Source organism: Novosphingobium chloroacetimidivorans, assembly GCF_014204535.1.
In the GTDB taxonomy this organism is placed as follows: domain Bacteria; phylum Pseudomonadota; class Alphaproteobacteria; order Sphingomonadales; family Sphingomonadaceae; genus Novosphingobium; species Novosphingobium chloroacetimidivorans.
Window position 1 is genome coordinate 98,755 of sequence record NZ_JACHLR010000009.1, and the last position, 17,506, is coordinate 116,260.

General features: G+C 66.9%; 18 protein-coding genes. 7 read left to right on the forward strand and 11 right to left on the reverse strand.

Translation table 11 applies throughout. The features are described from left to right. Positions 1-3 precede the first annotated feature (3 nt). Positions 4-636: a S24 family peptidase gene (locus tag HNO88_RS11685; RefSeq protein ID WP_184245301.1), complete on the reverse strand. Its 633-nt coding sequence runs from the start codon at positions 634-636 to the stop codon at positions 4-6. 96 nt (positions 637-732) lie between these two features. Here HNO88_RS11685 and HNO88_RS11690 point away from each other — a divergent pair, with 96 nt between their 5' ends. Both HNO88_RS11690 and HNO88_RS22300 read left to right on the forward strand, forming a co-directional pair. Then, the gene (locus HNO88_RS11690; RefSeq protein WP_184245303.1) at positions 733-921 is read left to right on the forward strand and encodes a hypothetical protein; all 189 of its coding nucleotides are present in this window, start codon (positions 733-735) and stop codon (positions 919-921) included. Further along, on the forward strand, positions 911-1,456 hold the full coding sequence (locus HNO88_RS22300; protein WP_246381626.1) for a hypothetical protein: 546 nt from the start codon (positions 911-913) through the stop codon (positions 1,454-1,456). The genes HNO88_RS11690 and HNO88_RS22300 overlap by 11 nt, the downstream gene beginning before the upstream one ends. Here the strand turns inward: HNO88_RS22300 and HNO88_RS11700 are convergent. The 5 genes from HNO88_RS11700 to HNO88_RS11720 form a co-directional block, all read right to left on the reverse strand. Then, a complete protein-coding gene (locus HNO88_RS11700; protein WP_184245305.1) occupies positions 1,402-2,343 on the reverse strand; it encodes an NAD(P)-dependent oxidoreductase in 942 nt (313 codons plus the stop codon). The genes HNO88_RS22300 and HNO88_RS11700 overlap by 55 nt on opposite strands. A gap of 85 nt (positions 2,344-2,428) precedes the next feature. Next, a complete protein-coding gene (cysS, locus tag HNO88_RS11705; protein ID WP_184245307.1) occupies positions 2,429-3,865 on the reverse strand; it encodes a cysteine--tRNA ligase in 1,437 nt (478 codons plus the stop codon). Between the two features lie 31 nt (positions 3,866-3,896). After that, a complete protein-coding gene (locus tag HNO88_RS11710) occupies positions 3,897-4,805 on the reverse strand; it encodes an EamA family transporter (RefSeq protein ID WP_184245309.1) in 909 nt (302 codons plus the stop codon). After that, the gene (locus HNO88_RS11715; RefSeq protein WP_184245311.1) at positions 4,802-5,143 is read right to left on the reverse strand and encodes a type II toxin-antitoxin system PemK/MazF family toxin; all 342 of its coding nucleotides are present in this window, start codon (positions 5,141-5,143) and stop codon (positions 4,802-4,804) included. The genes HNO88_RS11710 and HNO88_RS11715 overlap by 4 nt, the downstream gene beginning before the upstream one ends. Next, on the reverse strand, positions 5,131-5,391 hold the full coding sequence (locus tag HNO88_RS11720) for an AbrB/MazE/SpoVT family DNA-binding domain-containing protein (protein ID WP_184245312.1): 261 nt from the start codon (positions 5,389-5,391) through the stop codon (positions 5,131-5,133). The genes HNO88_RS11715 and HNO88_RS11720 overlap by 13 nt, the downstream gene beginning before the upstream one ends. Positions 5,392-5,705: 314 nt before the next feature. Between HNO88_RS11720 and HNO88_RS11725 the strand changes: the two genes are divergently transcribed. Beyond that, the gene (locus HNO88_RS11725; protein ID WP_184245314.1) at positions 5,706-5,972 is read left to right on the forward strand and encodes a hypothetical protein; all 267 of its coding nucleotides are present in this window, start codon (positions 5,706-5,708) and stop codon (positions 5,970-5,972) included. Between the two features lie 50 nt (positions 5,973-6,022). Here the strand turns inward: HNO88_RS11725 and cobT are convergent, their stop codons facing one another. The 3 genes from cobT to HNO88_RS11740 all read right to left on the reverse strand — a co-directional run bounded on the left by cobT (position 6,023) and on the right by HNO88_RS11740 (position 9,623). Next, the gene (cobT, locus tag HNO88_RS11730) at positions 6,023-7,837 is read right to left on the reverse strand and encodes a cobaltochelatase subunit CobT (RefSeq protein WP_184245316.1); all 1,815 of its coding nucleotides are present in this window, start codon (positions 7,835-7,837) and stop codon (positions 6,023-6,025) included. Positions 7,838-8,103: 266 nt separating this feature from the next. Then, entirely contained in the window at positions 8,104-8,754 is a 651-nt protein-coding gene (gene fsa, locus HNO88_RS11735; RefSeq protein ID WP_184245318.1) for a fructose-6-phosphate aldolase, read from the reverse strand. A gap of 122 nt (positions 8,755-8,876) precedes the next feature. Continuing rightward, positions 8,877-9,623 (reverse strand): DUF4197 domain-containing protein, encoded by a 747-nt coding sequence (locus HNO88_RS11740; RefSeq protein WP_184245320.1) that lies wholly within the window; start codon positions 9,621-9,623, stop codon positions 8,877-8,879. 84 nt (positions 9,624-9,707) lie between these two features. Here HNO88_RS11740 and HNO88_RS11745 point away from each other — a divergent pair, with 84 nt between their 5' ends. Continuing rightward, a complete protein-coding gene (locus HNO88_RS11745; protein ID WP_184245505.1) occupies positions 9,708-11,885 on the forward strand; it encodes a primosomal protein N' in 2,178 nt (725 codons plus the stop codon). Here HNO88_RS11745 and uraH read toward each other — a convergent pair whose 3' ends face one another. Continuing rightward, on the reverse strand, positions 11,886-12,281 hold the full coding sequence (gene uraH / locus HNO88_RS11750; protein ID WP_184245322.1) for a hydroxyisourate hydrolase: 396 nt from the start codon (positions 12,279-12,281) through the stop codon (positions 11,886-11,888). A gap of 149 nt (positions 12,282-12,430) precedes the next feature. Between uraH and HNO88_RS11755 the strand changes: the two genes are divergently transcribed. Next, complete coding sequence (locus HNO88_RS11755; protein ID WP_184245324.1) at positions 12,431-13,981, forward strand: cryptochrome/photolyase family protein; 1,551 nt, start codon at positions 12,431-12,433, stop codon at positions 13,979-13,981. 128 nt (positions 13,982-14,109) lie between these two features. Here HNO88_RS11755 and ada read toward each other — a convergent pair whose 3' ends face one another. Then, positions 14,110-15,162: a bifunctional DNA-binding transcriptional regulator/O6-methylguanine-DNA methyltransferase Ada gene (gene ada, locus HNO88_RS11760; protein WP_184245326.1), complete on the reverse strand. Its 1,053-nt coding sequence runs from the start codon at positions 15,160-15,162 to the stop codon at positions 14,110-14,112. 234 nt (positions 15,163-15,396) lie between these two features. On the opposite strand from ada, the gene HNO88_RS11765 reads away from it, so the two are divergent. Together HNO88_RS11765 and atpA are read left to right on the forward strand one after the other, a co-directional pair. Then, the gene (locus HNO88_RS11765) at positions 15,397-15,951 is read left to right on the forward strand and encodes a F0F1 ATP synthase subunit delta (RefSeq protein WP_184245328.1); all 555 of its coding nucleotides are present in this window, start codon (positions 15,397-15,399) and stop codon (positions 15,949-15,951) included. Between the two features lie 13 nt (positions 15,952-15,964). Then, on the forward strand, positions 15,965-17,494 hold the full coding sequence (gene atpA, locus HNO88_RS11770; RefSeq protein WP_184245330.1) for a F0F1 ATP synthase subunit alpha: 1,530 nt from the start codon (positions 15,965-15,967) through the stop codon (positions 17,492-17,494). Positions 17,495-17,506: the final 12 nt, after the last annotated feature.

Genomic DNA, 17,506 nt, shown 5'->3' on the forward strand with positions numbered 1-17,506 from the left:
TGCCTACAAACGTCCACTCTTCCACACCACGCGGCCGATCACGTCGACATCGCCGAGCGCGCATTCGATCGGGCGGTACGCGCCATTGTCGCTCAACAGCGCGACGTGACCGGCGCGGCGGACCTCCAGCCGCTTGACCAGGAGTGCGCCGTCGAAGCGAACCACGTGGATGCCTTCGCGCAAGGTGCCGGGGCTCGCCTCGACCAGGATCTCGTCGCCATCGCGCAAGGTCGGCTCCATCGAATCACCGCGCACGGCAATGGCCGAGAGCCGGTGAGGCTGCAGCCCCTGGTCGCGCAGCCAGCGCGGCGAGAAGCGGAAGCTGCCGATCGCATCCTCCCCTTCAACCGACGTGCCCGGACCGGCCGAAGCCTCGAGAGGCAGCCGCGGTATGTCAACCCACGCGTCCGCGTCGAAGGATTTTTCCTGCGCCGCACCCAGCTCCGCCTCGGGCACGCCGAAGAACCGTGCAAGCACCGCACGGTCGTTCTCCTCCAGCTTGCGAGGGCTGCCCTTGCGGACGAACTGCTGGAGATAGCTGGCATTCTTGCCGATCAGCCGCGACAGCTGCGATAGACTGACGCGCCGTTCCTCAGCCAGGGCAAGCAATCGGGAGCGAGTGGCGTCCAGTTCCATGTGGACAACTTAGTGCAAGAAATTTCCTAGACAAGTAGGATTTCACTTGGAACAAAGGGCGAACTGAGTTCGAGTCCAGCACGGTGGAGGCCGCAGATGATCCTGTCCCAGGTGGAACGCTTCCTGCGCGCCACGGGCATGCCATGGACCCGGTTCGGCCGCCTGGCCGCGGGCGATCCGCGGCTGGTCGCCGACATGCGCAACGGCCGCGTTCCTCGACCTTCGATGGAAGCACGACTGGAACAATTCATGAACACGTACAAAGAGGAACACCATGTTCGTTGAACCCACCCGACACTGCCCGATGATCGAGACGCTCCGCCGTGACGGTGCGCGCGGGCCGTGGCTCATGCTGCTGAGCGAACTGCTCACCCTTTCCGGTCCGCTGGCGCAACTGGTCCGCCATGCCGAGCGACCCTGGTCGAGCAGCACCTTCAGCGGCGCGCGGCACGAGTTCGCGCTGACGTTCGAAGGGGCGGAAGCGGTCGCGGCGGGCGAGCACCTGATCGCCGCCCTGCCCGACCATGAGTTCCGCTTGCGTGGCAGCCTCGTCGCCGACGCGGGCGTTACCTCTGTAGAGCACAGTCTGGTCGATGGACCGCGCATGGCGTTGGGGATCGAGCTGCTGGTGCTGGACGAGGGTTGTAGGACATCGTCGTCCCGGGCTCGACCCGGGACCGGTTCCGCCATGTCGCGGCTTTGTCGTGGTACGCAAAGCACTCGAAATGTCGGGACCGGACCCGGATCGAGTCCGGGTCGACGGTTTCAATATCCCGCCTGCAGATCGACCACGTGCTCCATCGGCTCGCCGGCAAGATAACGGTCGAGGTTGCCGAGAAACCGCTCCGCGCCTTTCTGGAAGATCGTCTCCTGCGATCGACCGGACAGGTGCATGGAGATGTGGACGTTCTCGCGAGCCCATAGCGGGTGCTCGGGCGGCAGCGGTTCTGGATCGGTCACGTCCAGGAACGCGCCGCCCAAGTGGCCGCTGTCGATCGCGGCCAGCAGCGCTTCGGTCTCGATCACCTCGCCGCGCGCGAAGTTCATGATCACCGCGCCCGGCTTCATGGCCGCGAACTCGGCCGCGCCGATCATACCGTGAGTGTCGGGGGTGGAGGGTACGGCGACGATCACCCAGTCGAAATCAGCCAGCCGAGATCGCCACTCGTCGACGCGCAGAGTACCCGGCGCGCCGCTGCGGCGCACTTCGGTCACGCCCACGTCGAAGACGCGCAGCAACTGGCCGATCCGGCCTCCGATGGCACCTGCGCCCACGATCAGCGCGGACGTGCCGGCCAGCTCGCGGCGCCCCGGCGGCTCGTGCAGCCACTCATGCCGGTCCTGCGCGCGCACGACTTCGCGATAGCCTTTCACGATCGTCAACATGCCGAGCAGCGCATATTCGGCAATGGTGCCCGCATGCAGCCCGGCGCCGTTGGTCAGCACGGTGCCGCGCTGCGCCATGAGATCGAGCGGCAAGTGGTTGATCCCCGCCGCCACCGTATTGAGCCAACGCAGGCGCGGTGCCTCGCGCACGGCTTGCGCCACGTTCACGCCCTCGCGGAACACGTCGATCCAGGCGATCTCGGCTTGGGCCATGAGCGGGGGCAGTTCGTCGAACGTCTCGAACCAGTGCGCGTCGATCCCGGCCGGCAGGCGGCCTTCGATGAACGGGCGTGCGGTCTCGGTGAAGACGGCGAAGGTCATGCGGGCGAACTCATGGCGATTGAACGGACCAAGGCCGGCCGAGTTGCGAGCTTCGTCACGGGCTCGACCCGGGCAACGTGGGCCTTCACCCCAGCTTCCACTCCCAGCCGAGCGGATCGCCGTCCATCACCTCGACGCCCTCGGCCGCGAGTTCGTCCCGAAGCGCGTCGGACGCGGCGAAGTCCTTTTCGGCACGCGCTGCCTTGCGCCGTTCGAGCGTGGCCTCGATCTCTGCCTCGGTGATCCGCGCCGCAGTGGGCCGCAGCCGCAAGTCGGCGCGTATCTTGCCGAACAGGTCGAGGCCGAGCACCGCGTCCATGCGCTCGACCACCGCGCGCTTGGCGCCGGCATCCACCTTCTTGGCCGCGAGCACGTCCTCCAGCGCGGTCAAGGCGATCGCGGTATTGAGATCGTCCGCGATCGCCGCCTCGAATGTCTCCAGCATCGGCGCGAGCTTCGGGTGCACGTCGTCCGACGGCGCTGCATCGCGCAGGCGCTCGCTCGCCATCAGCATGCGCTTGAGCCGGGTGAGCGCCGCGCCGAGGTTCTCCCACGAGAATTCCAGCTCGCTGCGATAATGCGCCTGGAGGCACATCAGCCGGTAGGCGAGCGGGTGATAGCCGCGATCAATCAGCAATTGCAGGCGCAGGAACTCGCCCGAGGACTTGCTCATCTTGCCGCTGCGCTCGACCAGGAAGTTGTTGTGCATCCACACCCGCGCGCCCGAGTTCGCCGGCACGTCGAGAGCGCCTGCGCAGCAGAACGCCTGGTTCTGCGCGATCTCGTTGGGGTGGTGGATCTCGCGGTGGTCGATGCCGCCGGTGTGGATGTCGAAGGGGAAACCCAGCAAGTCGCCCGACATGACCGAGCATTCCAGATGCCAGCCCGGCGCACCCCGGCCCCAGGGAGAGTCCCACTCCATCTGGCGCGTCTCGCCCGGCGGGGTCTTGCGCCAGATGGCGAAGTCGGCGGCGTTGCGCTTGCCCGCTACGGGATCGATGCGGCTCTCGCCCTCGTCCGTCACCAGTCGCGCCAGGCGGCCGTAGTCAGCCACAGTCGACACGTCGAAGTAGAGGCCGCTGTCCAGCTCGTAGCAGTGCCGGTCGGCGATGCTCTTCGCGAAGTCGATCATCTGCGGCACGTAGTCGGTGGCGATCGACCACTTGGCCGGCTGGCGCACGTTGAGCGCGGCGATGTCCGCCCAGTACGCCTCGGTATAATGGCGCGCGATGTCCCAGATGGATTGCGCCTGGGTCCGCGCCATCTTCTCCATCTTGTCCTCGCCGGCATCGGCGTCGTCGGTCAGGTGGCCGACGTCGGTGATGTTGATGACGTGGGTGAGCGCGTAGCCCTGGTGGCTCAGCGTTCGCCCCAGCACGTCGGCGAAGACGTAGGCGCGCATGTTGCCGATATGGGGATAGTTGTAGACCGTCGGCCCGCAGCTGTAGACGCGCGCCTCTCCGGGATGGACGGGCTCGAACGGCTCGAGGGCGCGGGTCAGGCTGTTGTAGAGCTTCAGCATGGCGGCCGACTGACGCGCACACGCCCTCCCGTCAAGTTCCGTGCGCGAGCAGCAACAGCGCCACGCCCAGGGTGATCAGCGCGAAGCCGCCCGCTTCGCGCGGCGACAGCCACTTGCCCGAGACTCGCCGCGCGATCAGCGCCACGATCGGCATCTCGATCAGCCCCAGCGTGCGCACATTCGCCGCGATCGTCAGCGAAAACGCGATGAACCAGCCCGCCGAAGCCAGTGCGCCCAGCGCGCCCGCGCCCAGGCTCGTGCGCCAGTGCCGCAGCGACGCGGCCAGCGGCGCCGCCCCGCGAAAGGCGAACCACGCCAGCAGCATGCCCGATTGCATCGCGAGGGAAACCACCAGCATGACCAGGCTGCGGACCAGGAACGAACCGGTCGGCACGCCATCGATCCCCGCGCGAAAGGCGATGGCGGACAAGCCGAACAGCGCCCCGCTGGCCACGCCGATCAGGACCGGACGCGCTTCGCCCAGACGCTGCGTCCCATCGCCCGGCCGCAGCGAGGCCAGCACCACGCCGACCGTTACGACGACGACCGCGAACCAGCCGAGCGGCGACAGCCGGTCGCCGATCAGGACAAGCCCGAGCAGCGCGACCGTCACCGGCTCTGTCTTGATACACGCGTAGGCGACACCGAAATCGCGCCGCGCCATGACTTCCAGCATCAACGCGGTCGCGCCGATCTGGCTCGCCGCCCCCAGCAGCATCCAGCCGACCGCCCCGCCTGTCGCCACGGGCAACGCCTCGCCCGAAACCTTCAGGTAGGCGAGCAGGAGCAGCACGGCGAACGGTAGTCCATAGACGAACCGCACTTGCGTCGCGCCCAACGTGCCGATCTCCTTCACCAGCCCGGACTGCAACGCATTGCGCAAGACCTGCGCCGTCGCCGCCAGCAGCGTGAAAGGCACCCAGAGGTAGGGGGAGATCACTCCTCGAACATCTCGCGCAGGACAGAGAGCGCTGCGGCCAGCGTCGAATCGTCCACGGTCCCGACGCGCCGGATCAGACGATGCCTGTCGGTCGTCCGCAATTGTTCGGCGAGGAGGAAGCCTTCCTTCTTGCCGAAGGTGGTAGGCACGCGAAACGGCGCAGGCCGGCTGCCGCTGGTCATCGGCATCACGGTCACGGTATCGAGATGACGGTTCATGCTGTCAGGCGAGACGATCAGGCAAGGTCGGGTCTTCTGGATTTCACGCCCGATCGTCGGATCGAGTTCGGTCAGCCAGACTTCGCCGCGCAGCGCGACCGGAAGCCTCACCACTCCCATTCATCATCGAAATCGGACGGCATATCGAGCCACTCGCGCTCTTCCTCGGTCAAGCCCGCGGCGCCAATGGCTTTGGCCCCCTCCTCCCAACCCTCGCGCACCTTGCGCTTGACGGGTTCGAGGATGACCTTGCCGTCTTCCAGGCGTACGTCGATCTTGGCGCCGAGCGGTAGCTTGAGCTGGTCGAGGATCGCCTTGGGAATGATCGCCCCGGCCGAGTTGCCCATCTTGCGGAGTGAGGTTTGCATGGGCGTGTGTTAGCACAATGTAAGCACAGAGACTAGACCGGGTGAGAGGAGGCTCGTTGCGGATGACGCGAATGGATCTCAAGCGCGCCACATCCAACTCGTCATGCTGAACTTGTTTCAGCATCCATCGCGCCGTGACGCTTTGAGGTGGCCGATCAAGACGCGGAGGCGGTTTGCCGATCAGAGTTCCGAGCAGTCGGCCTGATGGACCCTGAAACAAGTTCAGGGTGACGGCAGCTATTGGTGGAAAGCGGAACGGCGGCTCTCGGGAACAACATGTTGGAAAGCTGCTTCAGTCACTGCATAAGGAGGGCATGCCAGTAACGCTGCTCTCCCTACCCAATGGCAACTCGTCGCTGGAGTTCGCATCGGATGAAATCGAAGCGGTGCGGCAAGCCATTCTTGATCTGTTCGGGGAGGCGGCCAGTGAGCCGCATGTCACTTACTCTGCGCTGGCGTTCGGCGGTGAGAAGTTCCTATTTCAAAACGAGTGGGATGACCCGTGCCTAATCGCTTCCACGGAAGAAGGTAGCCACCTGCTCCTTCAGATCGAACAGCGACTTTTGGAAAAGACGCCATAGCCATTCTACGTCTTCGTTTGGGCGTAAGTCGACCTTCCATCCCGCCAGCCTCACTCCTCCTCGAACAGCCCCGCCAACTGCTCGATCATCGTGCCGCCCAGTTGCTCGACGTCCATGATCGTCACCGCACGCCGATAATACCGCGTCACGTCATGGCCGATGCCGATCGCCACCAGCTGCACCGGTGACTGCCGCTCGATCCAGTCGATCACGCGGCGCAGGTGGGCTTCGAGGTAGCCGGCGCTGTTGACGCTCAGCGTCGAGTCGTCGACCGGGGCGCCGTCGGAGATGACCATCAGGATGCGGCGGTCTTCCTGGCGGGCGAGCATGCGGCTGTGCGCCCAGAGCAGCGCCTCGCCGTCGATGTTCTCCTTCAACAGGCCCTCGCGCATCATCAGGCCCAGGTTCTTGCGGGCGCGGCGCCAGGGTTCATCGGCCTTCTTGTAGACGATGTGGCGCAGGTCGTTGAGGCGGCCGGGGTGCTGCGGCTTGCCATTGGCCAGCCAGGCCTCGCGGCTCTGGCCGCCCTTCCAGGCGCGGGTGGTGAAGCCCAGTATCTCGACCTTGACGCCGCAGCGCTCCAGCGTGCGGGCGAGCACGTCGGCGCTGATCGCGGCGATGCTGATCGGGCGTCCGCGCATGGAGCCCGAGTTATCGATCAGCATGGTGACGACGGTGTCCTTGAACTCCACGTCGCGCTCGATCTTGTAGCTGAGCGATGAGCCGGGCGAGACGACCACCCGCGCGAGGCGTGCGGCATCGAGCATGCCCTCTTCCTGGTCGAAGTCCCACGAGCGGTTCTGCTGCGCCATCAGGCGGCGCTGCAGGCGATTGGCCAGCCGCGTGACGATGCCCTGCAGGCCCTTCAGCTGCGCGTCGAGGTACGCGCGCAGGCGGGTCAGTTCCTCCTCGTCGCACAAGTCGTGGGCGACGACGACCTCGTCGAACGCCTCGGTGAAGACCTTGTAGTCGAAGCTGTCGGGAATGTCGGTCCAGGGACGGTTGGGGCGTACGGGCAGCATGCCCTCCTCGCCCTCTTCGCCGTCCTGGCCCTCTTCCATGTCGTCGGAGGATTCGCCCTCGGCCTCGCTGTCGCCTTCGTCCTGGCCCTCGCTCGGCTCGGCGGCGACTTCGGACGGCTGCTGCTCATCGCCTTTGTCGTCGCCGGTCTGGTCTTCCTCCGTCTCCTCGTCGCCGTCCATGTCGTCGGCATCGTCGGGCTGCTCGGGAAGCTGCTCGGTGCGGGTGAGCTCCAGGTGCTGGAGCATGTCGAGCGAGAGCGACTGGAAGGCCTTCTGATCGTCGAGCGAGCCGGCCAGCGCCTCGAAATCGTCGCCCGCGCGCTCCTCGATCCAGCGGCGGACCATGTCGACCCCGGCCTGCGCCTTGGCGGGCACTTCCTGACCCGTGAGCCGCTCACGCAGGAGGAGCGCCAGCGCGGCCTGCATCGGCACTTCGTCGGCATTGCCGGCACGCGTGATCGGGTCCGATCCCATGCGCTGGTTGAGCGCCGCGTCCAGATTGTCGCGCATGCCGGCGAACTTGTTGGAGCCCAGCGCCTCGTAGCGGACCAGCTCCACCGCGTCGTAGCAGGCGCGGGCCGAGGGTTCCAACGGCGCGTTGCGCTGGTGCAGCCGCTCGTCATGATGGCGCAGCTTCAGCGCGAAGCTGTCGGCAAATCCGCGCGCCTGCATCGCCGCGGCTCGGGGCAGCGAGCGGCCCGGCATCGGCACGCGGAAGGTCTGCCCGGTGGAGCTGGGCGCATCGGCGGTCCAGTTGACCTCCACCTCGGCGTCATGCGCGATGGCGCGGCTGGCGCCGGTGAGGACGGACTTGAAGCGATCTGCGGGGGATTCGTCGGACATGATGCGTCAAACGCTAGACGGGTGGGGGCGGTGCCAGCAAGTTAAACGACCAAAGCCTTCACACACTTCGTCATTCCCGCGAACGCGGGAATCCATCTCCCGAGTTTGCGCATGAACCGGCGGTCGGCACGATCCGGTGCTCGGCGGTTAGCGCAATCGACGCACTCGCGGCCGGGTCAAACGACAGATCAGGAGATGGATCCCCGCTTTCGCGGGGATGACGAAGAGAGGGAATGGGTAGCGAAGCTGATCTATCGCCTGTCAGCTCAGATCGACTGCCCGGTCTTCGCCCAGTCCGCCAGGAACCCCTCGATGCCCTTGTCGGTCAGCACGTGCTTGAACAGGTTGTGGATCACCGCGGGCGGCGCGGTCATCACGTCGGCGCCGATCCTGGCGCATTCCAGCACGTGGACCGGATGGCGGATCGAGGCGGCGAGGATTTCGGTCTCGAAGGCGTAGTTGTCGTAGATCAGGCGGATGTCGCGGATCAGGTCGAGGCCATCGAAGCCGTTGTCGTCATGGCGGCCGACGAAGGGGGAGATGAAGCTTGCGCCCGCCTTGGCGGCGAGCAGCGCCTGGTTGGCCGAGAAGCACAGGGTGACGTTCACCAGCGTGCCTTCGCTCGTCAGCTTCTTGCAGGTCTTGAGGCCGTCGACGGTGAGCGGCACCTTGATGCAGACGTTGTCGGCGATCTTGCGCAGGATCTCGGCCTCGCGCATCATCCCGGCATGGTCGAGCGCGACCACTTCGGCGCTGACCGGACCGTCGACCAGTCCGCAGATCTCCTTGGTCACTTCCATGAAGTCGCGACCCGACTTGGCGATCAGCGACGGGTTGGTGGTGACGCCATCGAGCAGGCCGGTCTCGGCAAGCTCGGCGATTTCCCTGGTATCTGCGGTGTCGACGAAGAACTTCATGTGCGCGGCTTCCCGTAAAGCTTGGCTGGGCCCGTAAGGCGTGTTCGGTCGCGCCTATACGGAAGCCGGCTGTACGGGGCTAGGGGGCAGTTGGCGGGCGTCGACAGCTGCCCCCCGGAGTTTCACCCCGCGAAGGCGCGCGCCAGCAGCGGATCGCCACCCTTGGCCGGATCCCTGCGGATCGCCGATTCCTCGCCGCCGATCTCGTACCAGATGGCGTTGTCGGCGCCGAGCGCCAGCGCATGCGCGGCATCGGCCAGGTTCACGTCCTTGAGCGCGGCGACGGCCTGGCTCACGATCGGATCGTCGGTGGCGCGCAGCAGGCGTTCCAGCGCCGGGATCATCGCGTTGACCAGCGTCGGCCCGACCTTGGCGCGCAAGTAGCTGGTGCCCGCGGTAGCCTCGCCGTGCACGATCGCGTCCGGATTGTCGAAGGCGAGGGTGCGGATCGCACCTTCCACTTGCGGCGCGGCGGCGCGGGCGCCGTCCTCGGCGATGACGTTGAGGCGATGGAGCAACTGCTCGCGGAACTTGGGCTGGCGCAGCACGCCGGGCATGCCCTTGGCGGAACGGCCGAACAGCACCGGCATGTTGATGCGTGCGACGGCGCTGTTCCAGAACCCATCGGGCGCGGTCAGGCGGGCGAAGGCATTGCGGCTCGACAGCTCGAGCAAGCGGCGCGCGACCTCGGCCGAGTTGGCAGCAGGGCCGCCGACGCTGCGGGCCGAGCCGGCACTGGCCGAACCCAGGCCCGTACCGGCAGTGCAGCCCGACACCAGGACAAGGCCGGCGAGCGTCGCCCCGGCGCTCAGGAACCCGCGCCTGCCCAGCGGCGTGCGTGCGTCGAAAGTCAAACCAACCTCATTCATGCCCCAAGTCCTTCACGTGCGTTTCCCCTGATGCCTATATGCGCGACGATGCCAGCCGCCATGCCCCAAAATGCCATCGCACCGATAGAGCGCGTTCGCCTGCTCGTTTTCAATGCCGTGCTCAATGTTCTCGACTACCGCGTTCCGCCCGGAATGACGGTCGAGCCGGGCACGGTCGTCGTCGCGCCGCTCGGCCCCCGCCAGATCCTGGGCATCGTCTGGGAGGCGGAACGCCTGAACGGTGCGGAAGTGCCGGACACGAAGCTGCGCGCGATCCTGGAAGTGCTGCCGGTGCCGCCCATTCCGGCACAGTTGCGGCGGCTGATCGAGTGGACGGCGGATTACTACTGCGCCTCGATGCAGAGCGTGGCGCGCATGGCGCTGGCCAGCAGCGCGGCGCTGCGGGGCGGCGGCACCACGACCGAGTACCGACTCACCGGCGAGGAACCGGCGAGGCTGACACCGCAACGCGCCGCCGCGCTGGATGCCTTGCAGGGCGAACAAGGCTCGATCCGCGAATTGGCCGAACTCGCCAGCGTGTCCGAAGGCGTACTGCGCGGCATGGTCGGGGCGGGGCTGCTGGAGCCAGTGGTAGTCGATTGCGACCGGCCCTACCCGCCCGCCCTGCCCGACTTCGCCGAGCCGGAGCTGAACCCGGGCCAGCGCGAGGCGGCGGACACCTTCGTCGCTGCAGTGCGCGACGGCGGCTTCGCGCCCTTCCTGCTCGACGGCGTGACCGGATCGGGCAAGACCGAAACCTACTTCGAGGCGGTCGCCGAAGCGCTGCGCAATGGCCGCCAGGTGCTGGTGCTGCTGCCCGAAATCGCGCTGACCGAGAACTTCCTGCGCCGCTTCGAGCAGCGCTTCGGCGTGCCGCCGCTCCTGTGGCACTCGTCGCTGAAGTCCAGCGAGCGGCGTCGGGCCTGGCGCGCGATCGTTCATGGGCCAGAGAACGGGGGGGCTCAAGTGGTGGTCGGCGCGCGATCGGCGCTGTTCCTGCCTTACGCGAAGCTCGGCCTGATCGTGGTGGACGAAGCCCACGAAGTCTCGTTCAAGCAGGACGATGGTGTGCGCTACAACGCGCGCGACGTGGCGGTGATCCGAGCCCGGTTCGAGGGCGTGCCGGTGATCCTCGCCAGCGCCACGCCGGCGCTCGAATCGCTGCAGCTGGCGGAGGCGGGCGTCTACACCCGCATCGAACTGCCCGATCGCTTCGGTGGCGCGCAACTGCCCGAAGTGAAGATCGTCGACTTGCGCACCGAAGCGCCGGAGCGCGGCCGCTGGCTCGCGCCTCGCCTGGTGGAGGAGATGAAGGCACGGCTGGCACGCGGCGAACAATCCCTGCTGTTCCTCAACCGCCGGGGCTATGCGCCGCTGACGCTGTGCCGGCATTGCGGCCACCGCTTCCAGTGTCCCAACTGCACCGCCTGGCTGGTCGAACATCGCTTCTCCAGCCGGCTCGCCTGCCATCATTGCGGGCACGAGACGCCGGTGCCCGAACTCTGCCCCGAGTGCGGCACCGCCGATTGCCTCGTCGCCTGCGGGCCTGGCGTGGAGCGTATCGCCGACGAGGTTGGCGAACTGCTGCCGGATGCGCGAGTGGCCGTCGTCACCTCGGACACGCTGAACTCGCGCGAGGCGGTGGGACGCTTTGTCGCGCAGGCCGAGGAAGGCGCGATCGACGTGATCGTCGGCACGCAGCTCGTCACCAAGGGCTACCACTTCCCCGAGCTGACGCTGGTGGGCGTCGTCGATGCGGACCTCGGCCTCGAAGGCGGCGACTTGCGCGCGGGCGAGCGCACCTACCAGCAGATCGCCCAGGTCTCGGGACGTGCGGGCCGCGGCGAGAAGCCGGGCGAAGTGCTGATCCAGACGCGCCACCCCGAAGCCGCGGTGATCTCCGCCCTCGCCTCGGGCGATCGCGATGCCTTCTACGAGGCCGAAACCCAGGCCCGCCGCGAGGCCGGCGCGCCACCGTTCGGCCGCTGGGCGGCGATCATCGTCTCGAGCGAGGACCAGGCCGAAGCGCAACAGGCCGCCCGCGCCATCGGCGGCACCGCTCCCGACCAGCCCGACATGCTGGTGCTCGGCCCGGCGCCCGCCCCGATGGCGCTGCTGCGCGGTCGCTATCGCTATCGCCTGCTGATCAACGCGCGACGCTCGGCGGAACTGCAGAAGTACCTTCAGGGGTGGCTAGGCCCGCTGCAATTTCCGCAAGGCGTGCGCGTGGCGATCGACATCGATCCCTACAGCTTCGTGTAGTCAGTTGCCCCGATAGGTCGAGTAGCCATAGGGGCTGACGACGACGGGCACGTGGTAGTGCGCCGCCACATCGGTGACCTGGAAGACCAGGTCGATCTCCGGAAAGAACGGCTGCGCGCCGGGTTGCGGATACGCCGTCATGTCGAACTGCAGCTTGTAGGTTCCTGCCGCTGACGCCTTGTCGCCGAACGAACGGACTCGGCCGTTCGCGTCCGTTCTGGCGCGCGCGACTTCGGACCACGTGCCGGCAGCGTTCTTCTTGAGAAGGACCACCGGAACCTGCGCCCCGCCCACGCCTCGTGCAAGATCGAGCACATGGGTCGAAATCTCCGCCGCCGAAACGGGAACGGGCGATAGCGCTGCGAGCGCAACGAGAGGAGCAAAGCGGTTGTGCATAGATTATGGCCTCCGGACACCTGGTCGGTTCGACAAGCGCCTCACGATCGGGATGGTTGCCGGCCGCTCCGCCTGTGGCCCCACTCTGAACCGACCCGTCCCAAAGGGCAGGACGCCCTGGCTGAACTTGAACGTTAGCCTGACCGATGATGACGACCCTAGTCCCGATACTCGGCGATCAGCTCAGCCGCACCATCGCCAGCCTCGACGGGTGCGACAAGGCGCGGACCGTCGTCCTGATGATGGAGGTCCGGGACGAGACCACCTACGTGCGCCATCACAAGCAGAAGATCGTCCTGATCCTCTCGGCCATGCGCCACTTCGCCGCCGAACTGCAGGCGCAAGGATGGCTGGTCGACTACGTGAAGCTCGACGATCCGGCGAACACGGGCAGCTTCTCCGGCGAAGTCGCGCGGGCCGTGGAGCGGCACGAGATCGACCGGGTACGGGTCGTCGAGCCCGGCGAGTGGCGCGTGGCCGAGATGATGGCCGAGTGGAAGACGGCGCTCGGCATCCCGGTCGAAATCCTGCCCGACGACCGCTTCGTGTGCAGCAAGGACCAGTTCTACGCCTGGGCGCAAGGGCGCGACCGGTTGCTGATGGAGAACTTCTACCGCGACATGCGCGAACGCACCGGCTTGCTGATGACGGACGGCAAGCCCGAGGGCGGCCAGTGGAACTACGACAAGGACAATCGCAACGGTCCGGACATGTTCCTCGACCCGCCGCCCGTGCCCGGCTTCCCGCCCGACAAGATCACGCGAGAGGTGATCGCGCTGGTGGAGGCGCGCTTCGGCAATCATTTCGGCAGCCTCGATCGGTTCTGCTGGCCGGTCACCGCCAAGCAGGCCGGCAAGGCGCTCGACCGCTTCATCGCCGAGCGCCTGCCCGAATTCGGCACCTACCAGGACGCGATGAAGTGGGGCCAGGACGACCTGTTCCACTCGCTACTCTCGACCTCGATCAACCTGGGACTGCTCGATCCGCTGGAAGTCTGCCGCCGCGCCGAGAAGGCCTACCGCGAGCGCAAGGTGCCGCTCAATGCCGCCGAGGGCTTCATCCGTCAGATCATCGGCTGGCGCGAATACATCCGCGGCATGTACTGGTACGACATGCCGGGCCTGCGCGAAGCCAATGCGCTCGGTGCCGACCGGCCGCTGCCCGAGTTCTACTGGACCGGCGAGACGAAGATGCGCTGCATGGCCGACTGCGTGCGCTCGACCCGCGACAACGCGCATGCGCACCACATCCAGCGGCTGATGGTGCTGGGCAACTTCGCGCTGCTCGCCGGCGTGGTCCCCCAGGAGCTGGAGGACTGGTTCCTGGTCGTCTATGCCGACGCCTATGAGTGGGTGGAACTGCCCAACGTGGCGGCGATGGCGCTATGGGCCGACAAGGGCCGCCTCGCGTCCAAGCCCTATGCGGCGAGCGGCAACTACATCAACAAGATGTCCGACTACTGCGGCGCCTGTCACTATGACGTGAACAAGAAGACCGGCCCGGAAGCCTGCCCGTTCAACCCGCTTTACTGGCACTTCCTGGTGCGCCATCGCAAGCTGCTGGAGAACAACCACCGCATCAGCCGGGTCTACGGCACCTGGGACAAGATGGCGGCCGAGAAGCGCCAGGCCTATCTCGACAGCGCCGAGGCGGTGCTCGCCGACCTGGTACCGGCGGCGAAAGGATGGGCGCGGGCTTGAAGGACCACGTCGTCCCGGACCTGATCCGGGACCGGTTCCGCCAAATCGCGTACTATCGTCGAGGCTTAGGCGAAAGGTTCGGCGATGGCGGAACCGGTCCCGGGTCGAGCCCGGGACGACGTTGAGACCTACCCCCGCTCCCGCTTCAACAGCTCGCGCTTGATGTCGAGGCCATAGGCGTACCCGCCCAAGGTCCCGTCCGTGCGCACCACGCGGTGGCAGGGGATCAGCACCGCCACGTTGTTCGCGCCATTGGCAGAGCCCGTCGCCCGCACCGCTCCCGGCCTGCCCACCGCCGCCGCGATCTGGGCATAGCTGCGGGTCTCGCCCTTGGGGATGCGTTGCAGCTCCTGCCACACCGCCTGCTGGAACGCGGTGCCCTGTACGTCGAGCGGGATCGCCCGGGACTCGCCGGGCTGCTCGACGGCCGCCACCACTTGCGCCAGCAGCCGCGCGAACGCCGCCCCCCCCTCGACCAGTTCGGCCCGGGGAAAGCGCCTCTCCAGCGTGTCGGGTCCTTCCGCGAACGATAGCCGGCACACGCCCTTGTCGGTCGCCGCGACCAGCATGCGCCCAAGCGTGGTTTCGACCATCGCCCACCGGATCGTCACGCCCGCGCCCCCGTTGCGCCATGCCGAAGGTGCCATGCCCATCTTCCCCTCGCTTGCCTCGTAGAACCGCGACGGCGCGCCATAGCCGGCCGCGTAGACCGCCTCGGTCACGCTCGCGCCTTCGCTCAGTGCCTCACCGGCGCGTTCGAGCCGCAGCGCCCGCGCATAGGCCGCAGGGCTAAGGCCGATCGCCCGCTTGAACACCCGCTGGAAGTGCGTCGGCGAGTAGCCGGTCTCCCGCGCCAACTGGTCCAGCGTCGCCGCCGTCTCGCCTTCGCGCAAGACTGCCAGCGCCTGTGCCACCGCCGCCTCGTCGCGGGCGATGTCACCGGGCAGGCAGCGCTTGCACGCTCGCAGACCCGCGGCCTCCGCCTCGGCGATGCTTGCATAGAACCGCACGTTCTCGCGCCGAGGATGACGCGCCGCGCACGATGGCCGACAATAGATCCCGGTCGAGTGCACCCCGGTCACGAACCGCCCGTCGAACGTCCGGTCGCGCGCCAGAACCGCACGCCAAGCCTCTGCATCATCGACGTTTTCCGCCGTCGTGCCAGCCTGCTCGTTGCTCATGACGGTTGTCTCCATACTCGCTTCACAGTTACCAGATAAGCACTACGCCATCCGCACGCGTCCCGTATCTTGCGGCCTAACCCGGTGCTTGTCCCCAGCCCCTTGCCGCTGCCTTGCATCATCGCGGAATCGTCGCTATGCGCCGGCCATCTTGGGGGACAAAGCGCGGTTTCGCGCCTTCGCTGGCGTGCCCCAGGTTCAGTACGCCACCTGAATGCAAGGGATAGGACACGCGTGGAGAATTCCGGCGGAATCAAGGCCAGTCTGCAGGGGCGTTATGCTTCCGCCCTGTTCGACCTCGCCAGCGAGAACGGCACTGTCACGGCGGTCGAGGGGGACCTGGACCGTGTCGAGGCCGCCATTCGCGAGAGCGAGGATTTCGGTGCGCTGATCCGCAATCCGCAAGTCAGCCGTACCGATGCCGCCCGCATCATGGATGCGATCGCGCCGGTGCTCGGCCTTTCGGACCTGACCAGGAAATTCCTGGGCGTGCTCGCCGGCAACCGCCGCCTGTTCGCCCTGCCCGAGATCATCCGCGCCTTCCACGCGATCGCCGCCGCGCAGCGTGGCGAGGCGACCGCGCAAGTCACGTCTGCCCACGCGCTCACCGACGGTCAGGTCGAGCAGCTTCGCCAGAAGCTGGAAGCGCGCGAGGGCCGCAACGTCAAGATCCGCACCAGCGTCGATCCCGAGCTGCTCGGAGGGCTGGTCGTCACGATCGGCTCGAAGCGCATCGACAGCTCGATCCGCACGCGTCTCAATTCTCTCGCCCAGGCGATGAAGGGCTAAGAAGGAACATCCGATGGACATCCGCGCCGCAGAAATCTCGAAGGTCATCAAGGACCAGATCGCCAGCTTCGGCACCGAAGCGCAGGTCTCCGAAGTCGGCACCGTGCTCTCGGTGGGTGACGGCATCGCCCGCATCCACGGCCTCGACAACGTCCAGGCGGGCGAAATGGTCGAGTTCAACGGCGGCATCCAGGGCATGGCGCTCAACCTCGAAGCCGACAACGTCGGCGTCGTGATCTTCGGCTCGGACTCGACGATCAAAGAAGGCGACAGCGTCCGCCGCACCAACACCATCGTCGACGTGCCCGTCGGCAAGGGCCTGCTCGGCCGCGTGGTCGATGCGCTGGGCAACCCGATCGACGGCAAGGGCCCGATCGAGAGCACCGAGCGTCGCCGCGTCGAGACCAAGGCGCCCGGCATCATCCCGCGCAAGTCGGTGCACGAGCCCGTGCAGACCGGCCTCAAGGCGATCGACGCCCTCGTTCCCGTCGGCCGTGGCCAGCGCGAGCTGATCATCGGCGACCGCCAGACCGGCAAGTCCGCCGTCGCGATCGACACCTTCATCAACCAGAAGGGTCCGAACTCGGGCTCCGACGAAGGCAAGAAGCTTTACTGCATCTACGTCGCCGTCGGCCAGAAGCGTTCGACCGTGGCGCAGATCGTTCGCCAGCTCGAAGAGAACGGCGCGATGGAATACTCCATCGTCGTCGCCGCGACCGCGTCCGAGCCTGCGCCGCTGCAGTACCTCGCGCCCTACACCGGCGCCGCCATGGGTGAGTTCTTCCGCGACAACGGCATGCACGCCGTGATCGTGTTCGACGATCTTTCCAAGCAGGCCGTCGCCTACCGCCAGATGTCGCTGCTGCTGCGTCGTCCTCCGGGCCGCGAAGCCTATCCCGGCGACGTGTTCTATCTGCACAGCCGCCTGCTCGAGCGCGCCGCGAAGATGAACGACGACTTCGGCGCCGGCTCGCTGACCGCGCTGCCGATCATCGAGACGCAGGCCGGTGACGTTTCGGCCTACATCCCGACCAACGTGATCTCGATCACCGACGGCCAGATCTTCCTCGAAACCGGCCTGTTCTACCAGGGCGTGCGCCCCGCCATCAACGTCGGCCTCTCTGTCAGCCGCGTCGGCGGCGCTGCGCAGACCAAGGCGATGAAGAAGGTCGCCGGCTCGATCAAGCTGGAGCTCGCGCAGTACCGCGAGATGGCGGCGTTCGCGCAGTTCGGTTCGGACCTCGACGCCTCGACCCAGAAGCTGCTCAACCGCGGCGCGCGCCTGACCGAACTGCTCAAGCAGAAGCAGTTCTCGCCGCTCGCCATGGAAGAGCAGGTCGCCTCGATCTACGCCGGCACCAACGGCTACCTCGATGCGCTGCCGGTCAACAAGGTGACCGAGTACGAGCGCGAAATGCTCAGCTACCTGCACTCCGAGCACCCGGCGGTCCTCGCCGAGATCCGCGACACCGGCAAGTTCGAGGGCGAGACGCCCAAGAAGCTGGCCGATGCCCTCGCGGCGTTCGGCAAGCAGTTCGCCTGAGTTCCGTCGTCC

Excerpts from the sequence above, each read along its gene's own strand:
- HNO88_RS11685 (WP_184245301.1), bottom strand. The coding sequence starts at position 636 with ATGGAACTGGACGCCACTCGCTCCCGATTGCTTGCCCTGGCTGAGGAA.
- HNO88_RS11690 (WP_184245303.1), top strand. The coding sequence starts at position 733 with ATGATCCTGTCCCAGGTGGAACGCTTCCTGCGCGCCACGGGCATGCCA.
- HNO88_RS22300 (WP_246381626.1), top strand. The coding sequence starts at position 911 with ATGTTCGTTGAACCCACCCGACACTGCCCGATGATCGAGACGCTCCGC.
- HNO88_RS11700 (WP_184245305.1), bottom strand. The coding sequence starts at position 2,343 with ATGACCTTCGCCGTCTTCACCGAGACCGCACGCCCGTTCATCGAAGGC.
- cysS (WP_184245307.1), bottom strand. The coding sequence starts at position 3,865 with ATGCTGAAGCTCTACAACAGCCTGACCCGCGCCCTCGAGCCGTTCGAG.
- HNO88_RS11715 (WP_184245311.1), bottom strand. The coding sequence starts at position 5,143 with ATGGGAGTGGTGAGGCTTCCGGTCGCGCTGCGCGGCGAAGTCTGGCTG.
- HNO88_RS11720 (WP_184245312.1), bottom strand. The coding sequence starts at position 5,391 with ATGCAAACCTCACTCCGCAAGATGGGCAACTCGGCCGGGGCGATCATT.
- HNO88_RS11725 (WP_184245314.1), top strand. The coding sequence starts at position 5,706 with ATGCCAGTAACGCTGCTCTCCCTACCCAATGGCAACTCGTCGCTGGAG.
- cobT (WP_184245316.1), bottom strand. The coding sequence starts at position 7,837 with ATGTCCGACGAATCCCCCGCAGATCGCTTCAAGTCCGTCCTCACCGGC.
- fsa (WP_184245318.1), bottom strand. The coding sequence starts at position 8,754 with ATGAAGTTCTTCGTCGACACCGCAGATACCAGGGAAATCGCCGAGCTT.
- HNO88_RS11740 (WP_184245320.1), bottom strand. The coding sequence starts at position 9,623 with ATGAATGAGGTTGGTTTGACTTTCGACGCACGCACGCCGCTGGGCAGG.
- uraH (WP_184245322.1), bottom strand. The coding sequence starts at position 12,281 with ATGCACAACCGCTTTGCTCCTCTCGTTGCGCTCGCAGCGCTATCGCCC.
- HNO88_RS11755 (WP_184245324.1), top strand. The coding sequence starts at position 12,431 with ATGACGACCCTAGTCCCGATACTCGGCGATCAGCTCAGCCGCACCATC.
- ada (WP_184245326.1), bottom strand. The coding sequence starts at position 15,162 with ATGAGCAACGAGCAGGCTGGCACGACGGCGGAAAACGTCGATGATGCA.
- atpA (WP_184245330.1), top strand. The coding sequence starts at position 15,965 with ATGGACATCCGCGCCGCAGAAATCTCGAAGGTCATCAAGGACCAGATC.